We start from the raw sequence: 17,691 nt of genomic DNA on the forward strand, positions 1-17,691 counted from the left end.
ATTGCTGACAGCGTATTTTCCAGCAAACATAAAAAACCGGAGTTGTCGATTCCGGTTTTTTCACATTGGAAAAATGTTATCAGCCACGACGCGCTTTTATTGCCGAAGACAATTGACGTAACAAAATTTCAGTGTCAGCCCAACCAATGCAAGCATCAGTAATACTTTTGCCATATACCAATGGCAGGCCGCTATCTGGGTTCTGATTTCCCTCTTCCAAATGACTTTCCACCATGACACCAATAATCGCTTTCTCCCCTGCGATAAGCTGCCGACTCACATCTGAACACACATCCATTTGCTTTTTAAATTGTTTACAACTATTGGCATGACTGAAATCAATCATAATCCTTGCCGGCAACCCTGCTTTTTCCAGATCTTGCTTCACGGCAGCAACATGTTCAGAACTATAATTCGGCTCTTTACCACCACGCAGGATGATATGACAATCATTGTTTCCGCTGGTATTCACAATCGCGGAATATCCCCATTTAGTTACAGAAAGAAAACTGTGGGGGGAACCTGCCGCATTAATCGCATCAATGGCAACTTTTATCGTACCATCGGTGCCATTTTTAAAACCAACCGGACAGGAAAGACCAGAAGCCAACTCACGATGGACCTGAGATTCCGTTGTACGAGCGCCAATTGCCCCCCAACTCATCAAATCGGCTAAATACTGTGGAGAAATCATATCCAGATATTCACCCGCAGCCGGTAGCCCCATGTCATTAATATCCCGCAACAACTGACGAGCTAAACGCAAACCATCATTAATATCAAAACTGTGATTCATATGAGGGTCATTAATTAACCCTTTCCAGCCAATGGTTGTACGCGGTTTTTCAAAATAAACTCGCATGACAACTTCCAGATCCTCTTTCAGCTCCTCACGCAATTCATTCAGCCGTCCGGCATATTCCATAGCTGCTTTAGGATCATGAATAGAACATGGCCCAATCACAACCAACAGACGATCATCTTCACCGGTCAGAATTTGATGAATCGTTTTGCGAGCCTTACGTACTGTAAATGCAGCCTTTTCAGTTGCTGGAAATTTTTCAAGTAGTGCCACAGGAGGTAATAATTCTTTTATCTCTTTAATTCTTATATCATCATTCTGATAATTCATAGCCCTCTCTCATCTAACATCTTTGTATATTTAATTAAAGCAATCTTGTGATTTTAATCTAACTGTTAGAAGCCAAACTGTAAATATTCTTTGTAGAGAATAAATAAATCAATGCTTAACTCAAAACATAGCAAGATATTGTCAAATGTGGTTAGTTCTATTCTTATGGTTGAAATATCTTTAGAAATGAGAATTATCAAAGTAAATATCTAAAAATATGCCAGAAATCGACAAAACAATTCTCTGGCATAGTTAAGAAATTATTTCATATGAGATAATGGTAAAGAATGGTTTTCCTTAGCTGCCTGAATCCACAAACGGGAGCCATTAAATGCAATACCCAAGAGAATCACATACTGCAACGACATTGCCAGCACGCCTTGATGGAAATAGATAACAACGCTTATCACATTGATAACCATCCACACCAGCCAGTTTTCAACATATTTGCGGGTCATCAGAACCATTGCCACAATGGATAGCACCGTCATTGTCGAATCCCAGAATGGGAATGCATCAGGCTCCAACATCGGCATTTGGACATTAAAGCCAAATTTTTGCATAATCGTAACGGTAATCTGAGTCAGATAGCCAAAGACTCGATCAATATTAAAAGTCATAATGGCTATCAATAGTACAGAAATTAGACTAATTATCACCGCCTTATTCAAACTTAACCAACGTATTTTAAGCTGAATCTGCTGCTGATCATTAACCCTGCTCCAGGCATACCAACCATAAATATTTGCCGCAAAGAAGAATAATTGTAGCAATAAACTGGCATAAAGTTGAATTTGGAAGAAAATCACAGCAAATAATGTGACATTAATTAGTCCAAACAAATAATTAATTATCTTCTCCTGACTGGCAAACCAAATACATAACAAACCGGCAATCGTACCTACTGCTTCAATCCACGATAAATCATATCCTCCCTTTCCCAGAGGTATATTGACTAATATGTTGTTAATACTGAAAAAATCCATCTGTTATATCCTATTATTATCTACAATAAAATATTACTCTCATTATTCAATTTCCTATTTTAACTGAGTTGCAAAATCAAGCATCCTATTTAAAGGAATAAGAGCCTTTTCCCGCAACTCTTTTTCAACCCATATTTCATGCTGATCCCCTCCCCGCTCCAGTCCCTGAACGATGGCTTGTAAGCCATTCATTGCCATCCACGGACAATGAGCGCAACTACGGCAACTCGCCCCTTCTCCCGCCGTAGGCGCTGCAAATAACTGCTTCTCAGGACATGCTTGCTGCATTTTATAAAAGATGCCTTTATCCGTTGCCACAATCAGTTTCTGATGTGGCAAAGATTGCGCGGCTTTGATTAATTGACTGGTCGAACCAACAGCATCAGCCAGATCAATAACAGCTTGCGGTGATTCAGGATGAACCAATACCGCAGCATCGGGATGCAAGCCTTTTACTCTTATCAAAGCCTGAGTTTTAAATTCATCATGAACAATACAAGCCCCTTGCCAACAAAGAATATCGGCTCCTGTTTGTTTACGGACATAATTCCCCAAGTGGCGATCGGGAGCCCAAATAATCTTCTTCCCCTGACTATCCAGATAATCGATCAGTTCGACAGCAATACTTGAAGTCACAACCCAATCCGCTCGTGCTTTAACGGCTGCTGACGTATTTGCATAAACCACAACGGTACGATCAGGATTGTCATCACAAAACTGGGTGAACTCTTTTTCAGGGCAACCAAGATCTAGCGAACACTCAGCTTCCAACGTTGGCATTAAAACACGCTTCTCAGGGTTGAGAATTTTGGCGGTTTCTCCCATAAATCGCACACCGGCAACCAATAAAGTAGAGGCGGGATGATTATTACCAAAACGCGCCATTTCCAATGAATCTGCGACACACCCTCCTGTCTCTTCCGCTAAAGCCTGGATCTCAGGATCGGTGTAATAATGTGCAACCATAACAGCATCCTGCTGTTTCAGAAGGCGTTTAATTTTTTCACGGCAATGTTTTTTTTCATCCTTACTGAGAAAAGCTGGTTTGGGTGGGAAGGGATAAATAGTTGAATTAAAATCAATATACTGGTTCATTAGTTTGACTCTCTGTTTAGTATATGGTTTTAAAAAACGAATATTTTGGTTTTAAGTCCGAAAAATCGCCCAGTTTTGTTTAATATACTAAACAAAATAACCAATTTATAGTAATTTATCGCGAGATATTTTCGTCTGTTATGGGATGGTTAAACAGAGAACAGAGAACAGAGAAAATGATGCTATCTGGTCTATCGGTAATATATGCCCTATGGATTTCAAGATGGATCGCGACGGCAAGGGAGCGAATCCCCGGGAGCATAGATAACTATGTGACCGGGGTGAGTGAGTGCAGCCAACAAAGAGGCAACTTGAAAGATAACGGGTATATGCTGAAATTGATATACTGACAATAGCTCAGAACTTAAATGTTATGCCTTTTTGATTATAAATATCCACATAGTCATTCGACTGTGAAAGACAAACTATCTTTATCTTGAGGCCGGTGATTTTAACCTTTTACATAAAAGAGTAAGTATAGCCTCTAATAAATAATCCGCTCTGTGATGTGATTCAGAATTTTTGTTAACAAACATGCTTTCTAATTTGACAGCAAATATTAATTTTAATATAAATTAATTTACAGTCGCTATATTTTCAGTTGGCATTTAGAAACTGGTGAAGTATTTGGTTAGTCATTTTTGGATCAAGATTATGCTAAAGGAATAATAAATATAGATAAAGAAAAAATTATTATTTATGGTGGAAATAATAAAGGAAAATAATATATCATGAATAATAATGACATATTACTTACAAAATAGTGAATTGAAATGATAAAAATTACTGATTTATGCTTTAGTTATAAAAGCAGAGAAATTAAAAAGAATATTTTTAAAAATATATTTTCATTAAATGAAGTCGAAGTGATTTTATTTGAAAATATAAACATTGAAATATTTGACGATAGCAAGATTATAGGATTACTGGGGAAGAATGGCGCAGGAAAAACAACTTTAATTAAACTAATTTCCGGAATTTTAACTCCAAACTCTGGAAGCATTACCGTTTTTGGTATTAATTCGAGTGGCAGACCTCTTAATCTTTTATCTAATCTTGGTATCGTTTTTGGCAATAAATCAATGCTTTGGGAAGAATTATCTCTCTATGAAAATATTGAGCTTTTTTCTAAGATATACAAACGTAATTATGATAAGAATAGTGTTGAGAATATGATAGAAATGTTGAACCTTAGAAGTATAGCAAAAAAACCAGCAAAAACGTGTTCTTTAGGTCAATCTGTAAAATCTAACTTATTAATACACTTTCTTAATAGGCCAAAATTACTGATATTGGATGAACCAACAATCGGATTAGATATAGAATCACAAATTCTATTACGCAATATATTAAAAGATTATGCTAAAAATAATGAAAGCAAAATACTCATTACCTCACATAATATGATAGATATTGCGGATGTTTGCAAAGACATTATCTTCTTGAAGAATGGTGAAATATCAAAAATAAATCTAAATAAAAATAATTCGAAAGAAAAGAATGCGCTATATCTAGAGGGACTATTCTGTGATAATTAAATTTTCTTTTATTGAAACCATTAGAGCGAAGAATATAATATTTGGTTACTTATTTATAATTTTAACATTATATGCAGTTGAACTATCTTTTTGGGATACCATGACAAAATCAAATGGTTTTGTTAACTATACACATGATGAGATAATAATTTATATATTATGGTCTGTTATTATATTTCAATTAACAAGTATTACCGGATTTCCAGAAAATTTATCATTCCATATTGAAGATGGCAGTATAGATAGACTAATTATAATGCCAAAATCAATACTATTATATTATTCAGAATATGCTTTGGGACAGATATCAGCTAGATTATTCATAATGTCACCATTAATTTCATTCATAATTATATACCAAAAGGACATTCCTAATTTTATATATCTATTTATTTCTTTATGTATAGGGCTGTTTATCAACTTGTACTTAACAATGATATTGTCATGTATGGCATTCAAATTTAGAGGCTCGTACTCTTTTATAATTATTAAGGATACTTTGTCATGGGTCCTTTCAGGTGCGTTAATACCATTAGATGTGTTTAGTGATTCTTTAAAATCAATATTTAATTATATTCCATTTCAATATATTACCTATATTCCAGTTAAAATTGCAACAAATTCAATATCTATTTACTTTATAGTTTATGGATCTTTAGTCATGGTGTGTTTAATGATAATTTTTAATTTCATTTGGAATTATATGTTAAAATACAATCAAGGATATAATGGTAATGCTTAGGATCATATTTATTGGTTTTAAAAGTGGATTGTCAGAAGCAAAAAAAAGCCCATTAAATTTTTGGTTATCCGCTTTCGTTAATTTTAGTTACTATATAGCACAAGCTTTTTTTGGTATGCTATTTTAAACTCACAATCTTCAAGTTATATTTTATCTGATGATTTTGTTATTATATTTTTCACTACGGTATGTTTAGTCGATAATTTTTATCTTTTTTTATTTGGTAAAGGAAGCCTCTTGCTAGTTAAAAAAGTCAAATCATTAAAGTTAGAACCTCATTTAACGTTACCTATAAATACTCAATTTTTATATGTCACTACAAATATTGCATTTGAGCATTTTTTGTTGTCATTCCTATCTTTAGTCTTATTTTTTACTGTACATATTTACCTTGGTACTAATATTTTGTTGGTTTTTTTACATTTTATAATGGCATTAGAAGGAGTCTTAATACTTACTTCAATTACATGGATCATAAGAACAACAATATTTTGGACAGCTTCATTAGTTAGTATTAAAAACTCAAATCCTTGTTTTAAAGTATTGGTGAGACCTGAACAATCTTTTCATGGTGTAGTTCGTTTTATGTTAATGTTCATACTTCCGTGTCTATTTATAACTGGCATTCCAGCTTCAGTAGCAAGTGGAATAATGAGTATGAAATGGTTTTTTATTCAAACTCTGGTCACATTGATTTTAATTTTTATAGCAAAATTGGTTTTTGATATTGGTGTCAAAAGGTATTCGAAATATATAACGTGAGGAAACACAATGAAATTAGAAATTATTTCAGTAAGCTATAGTTCACATTCCAATTCAGGTAAAGTTGGTGATTTCTCAGATTTACTTGAAATAACTAAAAAAAATAAAGCCAGACTAGCCGGCTTTATTTTTACTTCAAGCTGTACCGTCCACTAGAATTATGCTGCCCTTACGATGTAGTTAAATGCTACGTTGCGGGGCCTATTTTCGTTAGCGGTAGGGACTTGTCTTGATGCATCAATGTCAAAATATGTAAGATCAGTGCTACTGCCGCCATTTGCTGAACGTGTATCTGCCGTAGCATATCGCAACGATGCCATGACGCCACTCACAATAGGCGTCTGGGGAGCACCGCCCATCTGAGCATGTATAACTTGAGTTGACCCTGTAATATTTCTGATTGCATCTCCCTGCCAAGACAAAAGCCCACGACCACCATCAACACCTCGATTATCATCCCATCCTCGGATAAACTCTCCTCTTAAATCAGGCAATCTACCGCTAGGATAAGCTTCCGCCAACTTCGGATACTGTAATTTATTAAAAGGTGAACCATTACAAATGAAATAGCCGAAAGGTGGATAGATTAACGGCCAGGGAATAGGAGAACCCACAGGTATATTAATCTCTTCACGTAATGAATTTATTACGTCCTGAACAAGCTTTTGTGTAACCGCCAATGTATCACTATTGCCAATCACATTTGTCAACTGAACAACACCTTTTTGTGTTAATGAGGCACTGGGAATGTCTGTTGTAATTTTTCGTTCTATCGCTTTATTTAATTGAGCAGTGAGTTTGGCTACATTTCCATCATCCAGAATATCATTGCCAGATTGTGTCGAGATAAAATCAGCGACGACAGATGATATGGTTGATGACTGACGTAACACCTTATTTAACAAGTGAGTGGGAACATTATCCGGAGAAAATCCTGTCTGCAAAACCTGGTTCTGTTCATACTTTTCTTGACTAATGACATTTGCATTATTACTAATAGAAAAAGCTTTAAAATCATTTTTAGAACTCATATATTTTCCTTAAATTAAATCATGTTATTTTATAATCAACATCTTGAATTATTGTAGAAATAGTCTCCTGTCATTCATGCAAATCAAAGTCTAGTTCAGGAAAAATATAATACTGTGTTCTTATTACTTATAAGGTTAACCGTTTTTGTATCATTAGCCGCAATAAGTCGTTCAACATTTTGGAATCTAAAATATACCTTCAATTTATATTTAATATTTGTAAATTATTTTTCTCTTATTCCTGTCGTCTGATAGAAAATTTCGCAAATAATTAAAAGAACAAGCGTGTAAAAAACTACAGGAACGGGGTCTTGAATCGAAAGGTTGAACTTTTTGGAATGACAATAGGCACCTAATTCTGAATGCCTATTTTGTGAATTGCTCTAATGACTTTATGTATGGGTACTAACCTATCGTAATCCTAACAGGTTTCCCTAGCCGGTACACCTTAAAATCTAAGGAGATAAAATTGGACTAACCAACGTTACTTACTAGCCACATCTTTCCTCCTTTTTATATATTTCTGATAACCAATTATCAATGCAATAAATATTACCATTGATAGTGCCGCTGATGTATCTATATAAAAAATAAAACTTTCTTCATTAGTTCACTTCATTTAGATATTGACTGAATGATATTTGAAGCTTCAATTAGTGTAAGTGGATGCCCGTTACCACCTTTTTCGGCTTCTGATTGTTACATTTATCATGTTTCACACCTATAAAAAGTAGGTATAACACCTACAAATATATTGATAACGGAATTAATGTATAGGTATTATACTCATACATTAACCAAACGGAGGATTTATGGGTAGTGCAGAGCTAATAAAACTCCTAATAGCTGACGGGTGGGTTAAGGCCAGACAAGACGGCAGTCACATCACTCTAACTAAACCCGGTGTTGTAAAAATAATCACAATACCGCACCCAAGAAAAGACTCATCAAAAGGTGTTATCCGGCAGGCACAAAATATTTCAGGGCTGAAATTACTATGATAACGGGCACAGCTATGCCGCCCTTTCTCTGCAAAGCTCATGATCAAATTAAGAGGCAATACTATGATTTATCCACTCTTTATATTTAAAACAGAAGATGGGTTTGACGGTTACTTCCCCGATGTTGAAAGCTGTTTCTTTGCTGGCAATACCTTAGAAGATGCTATTCGGGATGCTAAAAAAGCATTCGCGCAGCACATGGAAGTTTTAACCGAACACGGCGGCTATGTCCCTACCCCTAAAGACTCATCTGATTATATCGGTGATCCTCGCTTGTCTGAAGATGGAGGGGTTATTGCCCTCATCGAGTTAGATCCAGCGAAATATGAGTCAAAGGCCATAAAGTTCAATTTAACTATGCCTGGCAATCTATTAACTGCTATAGATCGCTACATTGAGAAAAACGGACACTATAAAAACCGCTCTGCTTTTCTAGCTGAGTTAGCCAGAAAAGAAATAGCTCCCCACTAACAGATTTAGGGTAGGAAACTACCCTAAGCAAAATTCACTCGGATCGGACTTGCGATTCATCGATTAAAATTCAACCTTAAAATATATTGCCATTTGATTTAAAAGAAAAAAATATCACTCACAAAGCTGACAAATGGCATAATTATGACACATTCACGGCACACAATGATGGCACAAATAGGATACATTACCTTTTTTCATTTTTAGTTTTCAGGATAAAAAATAAAGCCGGGCTAACCGGCTTTGTTACTACCTCAGTTTACCCAGCCATTCAATACCGGAAGCTTGTAAAATATCTGTTCTACTCAGTAATATCCGATATTTTTTCCATTCAAATAAAGCAGCTTCTTATATCTCTGGCTTTCAAAGAATATTTCTGTTCAACTATTATGCTGCTCTCACTATGTAATTAAATGCAACATTGCGGGGACGAGTTTCATAACCGCCTGTATTGTTAGCAATTGATGTAACAGTTGCGTCGCCTGTAACATCCCTACCGAGCGGATATTGGTATCTATCTACAGGTCCTTGATAATTAGAAAGGTATTTTCTTCTCTCGTTCCCTTGAGAAAGTTGTATTCTTTTTGTGTTGTCAGTTTGTGCGCTTAAAATAATACGACCACTATCAACACCTCGACTATCATCCCAACCACGAATAAATTCTCCGCGCAGGTCAGGTAATTTTCCGGTTGGATACGCTGCCGCTAATTGTGGGTAAGTTGTTTTATCGAACTCCGCTCCGTTACATTGCAGCCACCCGGCTGGTGGTATCACTGTAGGCCAGGGAATAGGAACACCCACAGGAATATTATTAACTGCATTGATTAAATTATTAACTTCTGCCTTGGTATATGCACCTATATCCCCAGCCTCTAGACTAATGTCAGTAGACAATGTTTTCCCATTCACCTTTCGGCTATTAGGCACTCTGTCATTAATATTTTCACGCAATGAATCTATTATTTCCTGGGCTAGCTTTTGAGTGACAACCAATGTATCACTATTGCCCACTACATCTGTAAGCTGAACAACACCTTTCTGTGTTAATGAGGCATTTGGCACTTCTGCTGTGATTTTTTGCTCTAACGCTCTGTTTAATTGGGCTGTGATTTTAATTATATCACCATCATCTAGAATATTATCGCCAGATTGTGTAGCGATAAAATCAGCTACCACAGATGATATAATTGATGACTGGCGAAGAACTTTATTTAATAAATCGATAGAAATAGTATTTGGTGGAAACCCTGTCAGTAAATCCTTACTTTCTTCATATATTTCTTGACTAATTATATTCGCATTATTACTAATAGAAAAAGCCTTAAAATCATTCTTGTGACTCATGTACTTTCTCCTTAAATTAAACAATGTTATTTTATAATCAACATATTAAATTATTGTAAAAATAGTCTCCCTTGCAATTCACACTAATCAAAGTCTAGTCTAGAAAAAGAATATGGTTCAACATTTTTGAATCAAAATATACCTTCCAAATTTATATTTAACATCTGGAAATTATTTTTATTTTACTCTTTCTATTTCATCCTATAATTTTTTCTATTTTAAATTCCAAACTGAATATTCCAGCATTTGAACAAAAATATCTAAGCGGCAACGTTCAGGAATATCACAAGATTCCCATCCTTGTAGAAGACTCGCTTGTTGTTATCATCGATGTACTTAAGTTGCCAGTTCTGAAAATGTGCCGGTAAATGAAAGTGCTGACAATGGAAGATTGCAGTAATATGATGAAGCTGCCGGGTTAACGCGGTTATCGACAAAGTAGAGCTGGAATGAATAATGAATATTAAACCTATTAGAACAGAACAAGATTATCAAGGAGCATTAAAAACTGTTGCCTCTCTGTTTGATAATCAACCTGAAATCGGCACACCTGAATTCGATCATATGGAAGTTATGGTTCTGCTGATTGAAGCCTATGAAGCAGAACACTACCCCATCGACCCGCCAGATCCAATCGAAGCTATCAAATTCAGAATAGAACAATCTATTTAGAACCTGCAATTGGCAAAACAAATCGAGGACACTGAGAAGTCCCCAGAAAATGAGGCAGGCATAGAGTGTTTATGATCCACCGATTGCTCAACCAATTCAATGAGCTCACCTCTATGCCTGTTCGTAACGTATGTCAGAACTTTTTTCCCGTATGCCTTAGCGTTATTTCACAAATATCGACACCATGCCCTGATTAATGCCTCTGTAGTCTTGATCAGAGGTGCATCATTGGCCTTGACCCACCTTGGACATTTTCCCGGGGGGGGGGCTCAGGTTAAAAGAGAGGATTATTATTCGATCCAACCTCCACTTCAATTTCTGCGTTTAAATAACTGGCGAGATTGGTGGCTGTAACTTTATAGTAGTAAATAAGGTTAGGAGGTGGTACAAGTATTTCACTTCTGCCGGGGTAGATCTCTATAGAATTATACAGAGTATAATCTCCAACTAAGGATGCCCAGTAGCCACTCACTTTAACTAGCGCTAAGCTAACGTTTTTTATAGTTATATGAGGTTGATGAGCAGGAACTAATATACTGCCATTCTTATAAATATCAAGAGTCTGATTAGGGTTTATATATACTCTAGCCATTTTATTGTTTCCTTATTATTACGGTTATTTGATTGTCTATATAGATAATGACCTTATCGGTGAAATTTAACTTAGCATTTACTCCAAGCAGTTAAATATTGAACTTTATCAGTGATGTGAAAATAATAAGATAATCCTATAGTCACATCAATATTAAATGATTAGTAAGGAGAATGTTTTCTGAAATACATTAAATTTCATCGTTAAAATTAGTCAGGTTAATTATGATCTATATATTGGCAAATAAAATATTGATGATAAATAACTTTCCAAAATAGTGATACGCTTTACATAATCACCAGAGTCAAATAAATATTTCGTCAGAAACAGTAAGCCATCATAAGTACAATAATTAACAGCCAATGTTCCCGGTTATTTTTTAATATTATTGCGGGGGTAAGCAAATAAAGACCATTTATTCATAACAGTATTCCTAATACCAAATAAATCACTAAAGATAATTTAATACGATGAATGAAAAAATACTAATAATTAATTACAGCATAAAACAATAACAAAATCACAGTAAAAAAATCATTAAAATAAACTCATTAGCTATAAAATAAAAATGAGATCTTGATTCAATTAATAAGTTAAATTTTCTGTTGCGCTAAAACTTTTAATTTTTAAAAAAATAGACTCTACATTCAGATAGCATAACTTCTTATGTGAAAATTTATTGACGGGTTTCTGGGATTAAGTTTGTTTAAATAATGGCATTTTAGATTCACATCCACAAGTTTCCACATACAGGACTTAATCTCCTATCATTATAAAAATCTTAACTCATAAACCGATAGCTATGAAAATAAGAATGATTAATCCCAAGTTGTGGCACAATAATGGAAAAATTAATTTTTTATCGTAGCTAAAATGACATGAAATTTAAATTCATTAGTTAGTGATAGGTTTAGGGATTAATCCATTTAACCCGACAATAACGAGTAGAGTCTAACTTGAACTCTAACATATATCCCATAAAAACCGCCCCAATGTGTGAATCAATATCCAACATTTGAGGGGCAGTTCACAAAGTGTAGTTTAAAGAAATTTAAATAGAGTAATAAACCATCTATACATATTCTTCTTAATTTCTTATATACACGTTAGTATTTCAATTACTAATAGTAATAAAGGGGTCCCATCGACCATATCCAAGAGTATTACCCCTACGGTCAACTACCTGGAACCAGAATTGGTAAGTTACACTTCCAGCACTTAAAACGTTCGCTGACCAATAATAATCTTGAGTTGGTACCAACTCAATAATAATATTACCATTTTCATCTTTACTCGGCATTGGTACCATCACCCTAGGAATAATATCTGGTTGAGGCTTGTCAATTAATGAACCACCACTGCTAGCGTTAAAGTGATAAAGAATCACGGAATACTCAGGTATTGATACCGAAGCTTCACGCCAGTGAATCACATCTTCAACTTCAGCTTTAATATTAAGTTCACTTCCAGACTGCTCAGATACAACATGATCACGTGTAGTAATCATATAAATATCATTACCATCAATCAGTGTGGGAGAATCCGGTTGCATACTCAAAGAGTATTTTTTTAAGATTGTCTTTGCATCAAAAGCAACTAGTACATTAATGATAGCCATAACAATATCCTCAGTTATTAAAATGATAGTTTATCTTAATATACAGCCAGCTAAACAATGATACTTATTGTCTTAACAATGATAATTTTAGCATCAATTAATAAAAAAAAACAAAAATAAATTTGAAATAGATCAAGTTATCATTAAAAATTAAAGCCATATCAATCCCATCAAATCCATATATTAACACACACAAAATTTATAGAAATATTTAATTAAAACAGATTATATTTAACTTAGAAATCATATAACAAGAAAATAACATCATTATTTCATACTAATTACCATATTAACTAAAATAAAAAATAAAATTAATCACATATAATAGTTAATCGGTGGGTAAGGATAGTAAGTGCAATATAATTACACTGCAAGTAAATAACCTGAGGTTTACTTAAGAAGGGAACTAAGTGCCTGAGACACGATCAAAATTCTTATCAAAGAAAACAAAATCGTGGAGATCCTCAGGCATGTTTAATTTAGAAGAACTTTACTGCTGCGTCGATGACTTTTGCCAAAAATCTATTCCTCTCTGGCATCAACAGTTAATTGAAAATGGCTTGCTCAAACGTCGTCATGACTTCCCTTTCTCTCAGTGAAGTCATGACGATACTCATTTTATTCCACATGAGCCATTATCGTGATTTTAAAACGTTTTATAGTCAGCATGTTAAACACTATCTTCAGGCCGATTTTCCCCAGTTGGTCAGCTACACCCAGATGTTAACCTTGAAGCAAAGGACGCTCATTCCTCTCTGTGCTTTTCTTTCGTCACGCAAGGCTGAAACCCAGGGGATCGCTTTTATTGATTCAACCAAAATTGCCGTTTGTCACCACCTCCGTATTCCCCGTCATCGCGTATTTCAGGGCGTCGCACAGCGAGGGAAAACGAGTACAGGCTGGTTTTATGGCTTTAAACTTCATTGGGTTATCAATGATTGTGGTGAACTTTTGGCGGTTAAGTTGACCTCAGGAAATAAAGATGATCGTCATCCCGTCAAAGCACTGGTACAAGGGTTAACAGGGTGTTTATATGGCGATAAAGGGTATTTGTCACAGGCTTTGTGTGATGAACTGGAAGCAGAAGGAATAACGTTAATCACTCATGTCCGTAGTAACATGAAGGCAAAAGCGTTATCTCTATGGGATAAACTGATGTTAAGAAGGCGATTTTTGATAGAAACGGTCGTGGATCAGCTCAAAAATATTTTTCAGATAGCGCAGTCAGCTCGGTTTTTTATTGGAAATTGTCGCGGGCTTAATTGCTTATACATTCCAACCTAAAAAACCGAGCTTGAATTTACGGGATTGTGATATCGCTATTTTTAAACGAAGCTGAGGTTAAATAAGTTCATATTCCTTTAAACAATTTATTAGAAGCTTCGCGCTCACGCGCTGTTGTCTCGCTTCGCTCGGCTCGAACCTGCGGCCCATTGATTAAAAGTCAACCGCTCTACCGACCGCGCTAACGATCTATCTAAGGGAATTGGTTTTAAATGAAGTTCTAAGATGGTGGGTCGTGCAGGATGACTCGGCCTGTGGCCTCGCCCTTCGGGCCAGCGCTCACGCGCTGTTGTCTCGCTTCGCTCGGCTCGAACCTGCGACTCATTGATTAAAAGTCAACTGCTCTACCGACTGAGCTAACGATCTATCTAGGGGAATTGGTTTTAAATGAAGCTTTAAGATGGTGGGTCGTGCAGGATTCGAACCTGCGACCAATTGATTAAAAGTCAACTGCTCTACCGACTGAGCTAACGACCCATCTAGGGGATTTGTTTTGAATGAAGCTTTAAGATGGTGGGTCGTGCAGGATTCGAACCTGCGACCAATTGATTAAAAGTCAACTGCTCTACCGACTGAGCTAACGACCCATCTTGTGACTTCTCTCGGCAACGGCGGCATATATTACTGATTTCTCCGCGCTACGCAATGATTATTTTTTCAAATTACGTTTAAATGCTTATTAAGCACTCAATCAACCCCGAAAATGTATCACTACACCCTTCCGGGGCCAATAATTACAGCGTAGAAAGCTTTTTCTCCGCCAATTTAGCTGCGTTCGTACCAGGATATTGCTTCATGACTTGTTGATAAACCGCTCTCGCTTTATCCTTTTGGCCCTTGTCCTGCATGATTAAACCAACTTTATAAAGCGATTCACCACTCTTCTGCGACTTTGGATACTCTTTTACTACCGTAGCAAAGTAATAAGCAGCTTCGTCTTTCTTACCCTTGTTATAATGAAGTTGCCCTAACCAGTAATTAGCATTAGGAATATAACCCGATTTTGGGTAACTCTTCACGAAACTCTGAAAGGCTACAATCGCTTTATCATACTCTTTGGTATTCACTGCCAAATGAACAGCAGCGTCATAATCACCCTTTTCACTGCCCGTGCCGACAGATGATGATGCCTTGTTACCGCTATGACTCGCTGTTGAAGAGGCTGTATTTGCAGCAGGTTTACTCCCCTCAGAACTAGTAGCACCTTCCAGTTGCTGATAAATGTCCTTCTGCCGCTCTATAATCTGATTGAGCTGATACTGATTCTCCTGAATCTGCCCTCGAAGCATGTCAATATCACGTTGAGAATCAGCCAGTTGTTGCTGGAGCTGAGTTAATAGCTGACTGTGAGCGTTGGAAATACGCTCTAATTGGGTAAGACGCTCATCGGTAGAACCCGATCCGACATTACTGATTGGCGCTTGGGCAATAGCGGCCCAAGGAACCGCTACGCCAACCAGTAACGACAGACCCAAAAAATGATGTCTGAAGTTACTGTTCATGAACTACTCTTAGTATGCCAGTACTGCGCGACGGTTTTTAGCATAGGCTGCTTCGTCGTGACCCAGTACAGCAGGTTTCTCTTTACCGTAAGAGACGATAGAGATTTGCTCACCGGAAACACCTTTGCCTTGCAGGTACATTTTCACTGCATTAGCACGGCGTTCACCTAATGCGATGTTGTACTCAGGAGTACCACGTTCGTCAGCATGACCTTCTACAACAACTTTATAAGATGGGTTGCTGCGCAGGAATGCCGCGTGAGCGTCTAAAAGCTGAGAAAAATCTGAGCCAATGTCGTATTTGTCAAAACCGAAATATACGATGTTGTTGTTTTGTAGCTCTTGCATTTGCTGACGAGCTAATTCCTCTGCTGACAGACCCGCATTAGTTTCGTTAACAGTGCCTACACCAGTCTGATCGTTATCAGCATTTTTGTTAGAACTACACGCTGCTACGGCCATAACTGGTAAAGCTAACATCAGCCCTTTTAGCACTTTGTTCAGTTGCATCTCTTTGATCCTTTTAAAATTTGCCATACATATTATTATGCATCACAGATACGGCGACCAGGCAGGAAATTTTACCTGTCCATCGGTTGCCGGAAGACGCGCTTTGAAACGCCCGTCAGTCGAAACTAGCTGCAGTACAGTCCCCAACCCTTGGGTGGAGCTATAAATCACCATAGTGCCGTTAGGTGCGATACTCGGCGTTTCATCCAGGAACGTATCCGTCAAAATTTGAACGGCTCCCGTTGCCAGATCTTGTTTAGCTATGTGCTGCTTACCACTCTCTGAGCTGACCATCACCACAAAATTGCCATCTGCGCTTACATCAGCATCCTGGTTTTGTGTGCCTTCCCAAGTGAGGCGTTGCGGAACACCGCCATTAATATCGGTTTTATATAACTGTGGACGACCACCCTGATCAGAGGTATAAACCAAAGTCTGGTTATCCGGCATCCAACTCGGCTCAGTATTGTTACTACGCCCATCTGTAACCTGACGAATCTGAGCTGAACTCAAATCCATCACGTAAAGATTCAAACTACCCGATTTAGACAGAGCAAATGCCAATTTACTGCCATCAGGGGAAAATGCAGGTGCACCGTTATGACGCGGGAAAGAGGCAACCTGACGTACCTCACCACTCGCCAAGGTCTGGATAACCAAGGCAGAACGGCCACTTTCAAATGTCACATAAGCCAGTTTGGCACCATCAGGAGACCAAGCCGGTGACATCAACGGTTCCGGCGAACGGTGAACAGTGAACTGGTTGTAACCATCGTAATCAGATACACGCAGTTCATACGGATATTTACCGCCATTAGTCTTTACAATGTAAGCCAGACGAGTACGGAATGCGCCTTTGATACCCGTCAGTTTTTCAAATACTTGATCACTGGCTGTATGCGCAGCATAACGCAACCACTGTTTGGTCACTTTAAATTGATCCTGAGCAAGTACCGTGCCCGGAGCATTCGCAGTATCAACCAATTGATAAGAGATTAAAAAACCACCATCCGCACTTGGTTGGACCTGCCCAACAACAACAGCATCAATCCCCAACGCCGACCACGCAGCAGGTGTCACCTCAGACGCCGTCGTTGGTTGCTGTGGCATACGACTGACATCAATAGGGTTAAATTTACCGCTGTTGCGAAGATCAGCGCCAACAATCGCCCCTATCTCTTCCGGTGCATTGCCCGCGCCAGTCCATTTAAAGGGTACAACGCCAATAGGACGTGCAGAATCGACACCTTGGGTGATCTCGATACGAACTTCTGCGTAAGCAACCGTGGCCCACAACATTAAAATGCCTAGTACTACTTTAAAAGCCTGCCTCATTAATCTCTCCCTTATCACGATGGAATAGTCGCAATAATTCGCAGAATATTAACAAACGTCAACAAACAAAACCAGA

General features: G+C 37.2%; 16 protein-coding genes, 2 tRNA genes, 1 other RNA gene and 3 pseudogenes. 8 read left to right on the forward strand and 14 right to left on the reverse strand.

The annotated features are described in order from the left end of the window. Positions 1-79: 79 nt before the first annotated feature. The 3 genes from aroG to nadA all read right to left on the reverse strand — a co-directional run bounded on the left by aroG (position 80) and on the right by nadA (position 3,213). Positions 80-1,132 carry a 3-deoxy-7-phosphoheptulonate synthase AroG gene (gene aroG / locus EAE91_RS17215; RefSeq protein WP_214089556.1) on the reverse strand — a complete coding sequence of 351 codons (1,053 nt, stop codon included), beginning with the start codon at positions 1,130-1,132 and terminating at the stop codon, positions 80-82. Between the two features lie 260 nt (positions 1,133-1,392). Beyond that, on the reverse strand, positions 1,393-2,118 hold the full coding sequence (gene pnuC, locus EAE91_RS17220; protein ID WP_214089557.1) for a nicotinamide riboside transporter PnuC: 726 nt from the start codon (positions 2,116-2,118) through the stop codon (positions 1,393-1,395). Positions 2,119-2,172: 54 nt separating this feature from the next. Beyond that, positions 2,173-3,213 (reverse strand): quinolinate synthase NadA, encoded by a 1,041-nt coding sequence (nadA, locus tag EAE91_RS17225; protein WP_214089558.1) that lies wholly within the window; start codon positions 3,211-3,213, stop codon positions 2,173-2,175. A 773-nt stretch (positions 3,214-3,986) separates the two neighbouring features. Between nadA and EAE91_RS17230 the strand changes: the two genes are divergently transcribed. The 4 genes from EAE91_RS17230 to EAE91_RS24320 all read left to right on the forward strand — a co-directional run bounded on the left by EAE91_RS17230 (position 3,987) and on the right by EAE91_RS24320 (position 6,411). Beyond that, the gene (locus EAE91_RS17230) at positions 3,987-4,751 is read left to right on the forward strand and encodes an ATP-binding cassette domain-containing protein (RefSeq protein WP_214089559.1); all 765 of its coding nucleotides are present in this window, start codon (positions 3,987-3,989) and stop codon (positions 4,749-4,751) included. Next, on the forward strand, positions 4,741-5,493 hold the full coding sequence (locus EAE91_RS17235; protein ID WP_214089560.1) for an ABC-2 family transporter protein: 753 nt from the start codon (positions 4,741-4,743) through the stop codon (positions 5,491-5,493). The genes EAE91_RS17230 and EAE91_RS17235 overlap by 11 nt, the downstream gene beginning before the upstream one ends. 147 nt (positions 5,494-5,640) lie before the next feature. Beyond that, a complete protein-coding gene (locus tag EAE91_RS17240) occupies positions 5,641-6,255 on the forward strand; it encodes an ABC-2 family transporter protein (RefSeq protein ID WP_247983084.1) in 615 nt (204 codons plus the stop codon). A 9-nt stretch (positions 6,256-6,264) separates the two neighbouring features. Next, a complete protein-coding gene (locus tag EAE91_RS24320; RefSeq protein WP_244868901.1) occupies positions 6,265-6,411 on the forward strand; it encodes a hypothetical protein in 147 nt (48 codons plus the stop codon). A gap of 2 nt (positions 6,412-6,413) precedes the next feature. On the opposite strand, the gene EAE91_RS17250 is transcribed toward EAE91_RS24320, so the two are convergent. Beyond that, positions 6,414-7,286, reverse strand: coding sequence for a tail fiber protein (locus EAE91_RS17250; protein WP_214089561.1), 873 nt, complete (start codon positions 7,284-7,286; stop codon positions 6,414-6,416). A gap of 812 nt (positions 7,287-8,098) precedes the next feature. Here EAE91_RS17250 and EAE91_RS17255 point away from each other — a divergent pair. Then, complete coding sequence (locus EAE91_RS17255; RefSeq protein WP_112895786.1) at positions 8,099-8,287, forward strand: type II toxin-antitoxin system HicA family toxin; 189 nt, start codon at positions 8,099-8,101, stop codon at positions 8,285-8,287. Between the two features lie 63 nt (positions 8,288-8,350). Continuing rightward, a complete protein-coding gene (locus EAE91_RS17260; RefSeq protein ID WP_113043795.1) occupies positions 8,351-8,758 on the forward strand; it encodes a type II toxin-antitoxin system HicB family antitoxin in 408 nt (135 codons plus the stop codon). Between the two features lie 249 nt (positions 8,759-9,007). Here EAE91_RS17260 and EAE91_RS25050 read toward each other — a convergent pair. Both EAE91_RS25050 and EAE91_RS17270 read right to left on the reverse strand, forming a co-directional pair. Then, positions 9,008-9,091, reverse strand: a pseudogene (locus tag EAE91_RS25050) (tail fiber assembly protein); the annotation flags it as partial. Positions 9,092-9,145: 54 nt separating this feature from the next. Continuing rightward, on the reverse strand, positions 9,146-10,102 hold the full coding sequence (locus EAE91_RS17270; protein ID WP_214089562.1) for a phage tail protein: 957 nt from the start codon (positions 10,100-10,102) through the stop codon (positions 9,146-9,148). A 456-nt stretch (positions 10,103-10,558) separates the two neighbouring features. Here EAE91_RS17270 and EAE91_RS17275 point away from each other — a divergent pair. Continuing rightward, a pseudogene (locus EAE91_RS17275) lies at positions 10,559-10,800 on the forward strand (helix-turn-helix domain-containing protein); the annotation flags it as partial. A 248-nt stretch (positions 10,801-11,048) separates the two neighbouring features. On the opposite strand, the gene EAE91_RS17280 reads toward EAE91_RS17275, so the two are convergent. Next, positions 11,049-11,366 carry a hypothetical protein gene (locus EAE91_RS17280; protein ID WP_214089563.1) on the reverse strand — a complete coding sequence of 106 codons (318 nt, stop codon included), beginning with the start codon at positions 11,364-11,366 and terminating at the stop codon, positions 11,049-11,051. Positions 11,367-12,480: 1,114 nt separating this feature from the next. Further along, positions 12,481-12,984 carry an inclusion body family protein gene (locus tag EAE91_RS17285; protein WP_214089564.1) on the reverse strand — a complete coding sequence of 168 codons (504 nt, stop codon included), beginning with the start codon at positions 12,982-12,984 and terminating at the stop codon, positions 12,481-12,483. A gap of 470 nt (positions 12,985-13,454) precedes the next feature. Between EAE91_RS17285 and EAE91_RS17290 the strand changes: the two are divergent. Further along, positions 13,455-14,323: pseudogene (locus tag EAE91_RS17290) on the forward strand (IS982 family transposase). 171 nt (positions 14,324-14,494) lie between these two features. Here the strand turns inward: EAE91_RS17290 and EAE91_RS17295 are convergent. The 6 genes from EAE91_RS17295 to tolB all read right to left on the reverse strand — a co-directional run bounded on the left by EAE91_RS17295 (position 14,495) and on the right by tolB (position 17,615). Continuing rightward, positions 14,495-14,627: non-coding RNA, RtT sRNA (locus EAE91_RS17295), on the reverse strand. A 42-nt stretch (positions 14,628-14,669) separates the two neighbouring features. Continuing rightward, positions 14,670-14,745, reverse strand: a tRNA-Lys gene (locus tag EAE91_RS17300). Positions 14,746-14,779: 34 nt separating this feature from the next. Then, positions 14,780-14,855: transfer RNA gene (locus EAE91_RS17305), tRNA-Lys, on the reverse strand. Between the two features lie 147 nt (positions 14,856-15,002). After that, complete coding sequence (cpoB, locus tag EAE91_RS17310) at positions 15,003-15,770, reverse strand: cell division protein CpoB (RefSeq protein ID WP_214089565.1); 768 nt, start codon at positions 15,768-15,770, stop codon at positions 15,003-15,005. Positions 15,771-15,779: 9 nt separating this feature from the next. Further along, positions 15,780-16,280 carry a peptidoglycan-associated lipoprotein Pal gene (gene pal / locus EAE91_RS17315; protein WP_214089566.1) on the reverse strand — a complete coding sequence of 167 codons (501 nt, stop codon included), beginning with the start codon at positions 16,278-16,280 and terminating at the stop codon, positions 15,780-15,782. Positions 16,281-16,322: 42 nt separating this feature from the next. Then, complete coding sequence (tolB, locus tag EAE91_RS17320; protein WP_214089567.1) at positions 16,323-17,615, reverse strand: Tol-Pal system beta propeller repeat protein TolB; 1,293 nt, start codon at positions 17,613-17,615, stop codon at positions 16,323-16,325. Positions 17,616-17,691 lie beyond the last annotated feature (76 nt).

It is taken from the genome of Photorhabdus noenieputensis, assembly GCF_018448935.1.
Taxonomy (GTDB): Bacteria; Pseudomonadota; Gammaproteobacteria; order Enterobacterales; family Enterobacteriaceae; genus Photorhabdus; species Photorhabdus noenieputensis.

What these genes read in the sequence shown, in the direction of transcription:
- aroG (WP_214089556.1), bottom strand. Translation starts at nt 1,132, where the DNA reads ATGAATTATCAGAATGATGATATAAGAATTAAAGAGATAAAAGAATTA.
- pnuC (WP_214089557.1), bottom strand. Translation starts at nt 2,118, where the DNA reads ATGGATTTTTTCAGTATTAACAACATATTAGTCAATATACCTCTGGGA.
- nadA (WP_214089558.1), bottom strand. Translation starts at nt 3,213, where the DNA reads ATGAACCAGTATATTGATTTTAATTCAACTATTTATCCCTTCCCACCC.
- EAE91_RS17230 (WP_214089559.1), top strand. Translation starts at nt 3,987, where the DNA reads ATGATAAAAATTACTGATTTATGCTTTAGTTATAAAAGCAGAGAAATT.
- EAE91_RS24320 (WP_244868901.1), top strand. Translation starts at nt 6,265, where the DNA reads ATGAAATTAGAAATTATTTCAGTAAGCTATAGTTCACATTCCAATTCA.
- EAE91_RS17250 (WP_214089561.1), bottom strand. Translation starts at nt 7,286, where the DNA reads ATGAGTTCTAAAAATGATTTTAAAGCTTTTTCTATTAGTAATAATGCA.
- EAE91_RS17255 (WP_112895786.1), top strand. Translation starts at nt 8,099, where the DNA reads ATGGGTAGTGCAGAGCTAATAAAACTCCTAATAGCTGACGGGTGGGTT.
- EAE91_RS17260 (WP_113043795.1), top strand. Translation starts at nt 8,351, where the DNA reads ATGATTTATCCACTCTTTATATTTAAAACAGAAGATGGGTTTGACGGT.
- EAE91_RS17270 (WP_214089562.1), bottom strand. Translation starts at nt 10,102, where the DNA reads ATGAGTCACAAGAATGATTTTAAGGCTTTTTCTATTAGTAATAATGCG.
- EAE91_RS17280 (WP_214089563.1), bottom strand. Translation starts at nt 11,366, where the DNA reads ATGGCTAGAGTATATATAAACCCTAATCAGACTCTTGATATTTATAAG.
- EAE91_RS17285 (WP_214089564.1), bottom strand. Translation starts at nt 12,984, where the DNA reads ATGGCTATCATTAATGTACTAGTTGCTTTTGATGCAAAGACAATCTTA.
- cpoB (WP_214089565.1), bottom strand. Translation starts at nt 15,770, where the DNA reads ATGAACAGTAACTTCAGACATCATTTTTTGGGTCTGTCGTTACTGGTT.
- pal (WP_214089566.1), bottom strand. Translation starts at nt 16,280, where the DNA reads ATGCAACTGAACAAAGTGCTAAAAGGGCTGATGTTAGCTTTACCAGTT.
- tolB (WP_214089567.1), bottom strand. Translation starts at nt 17,615, where the DNA reads ATGAGGCAGGCTTTTAAAGTAGTACTAGGCATTTTAATGTTGTGGGCC.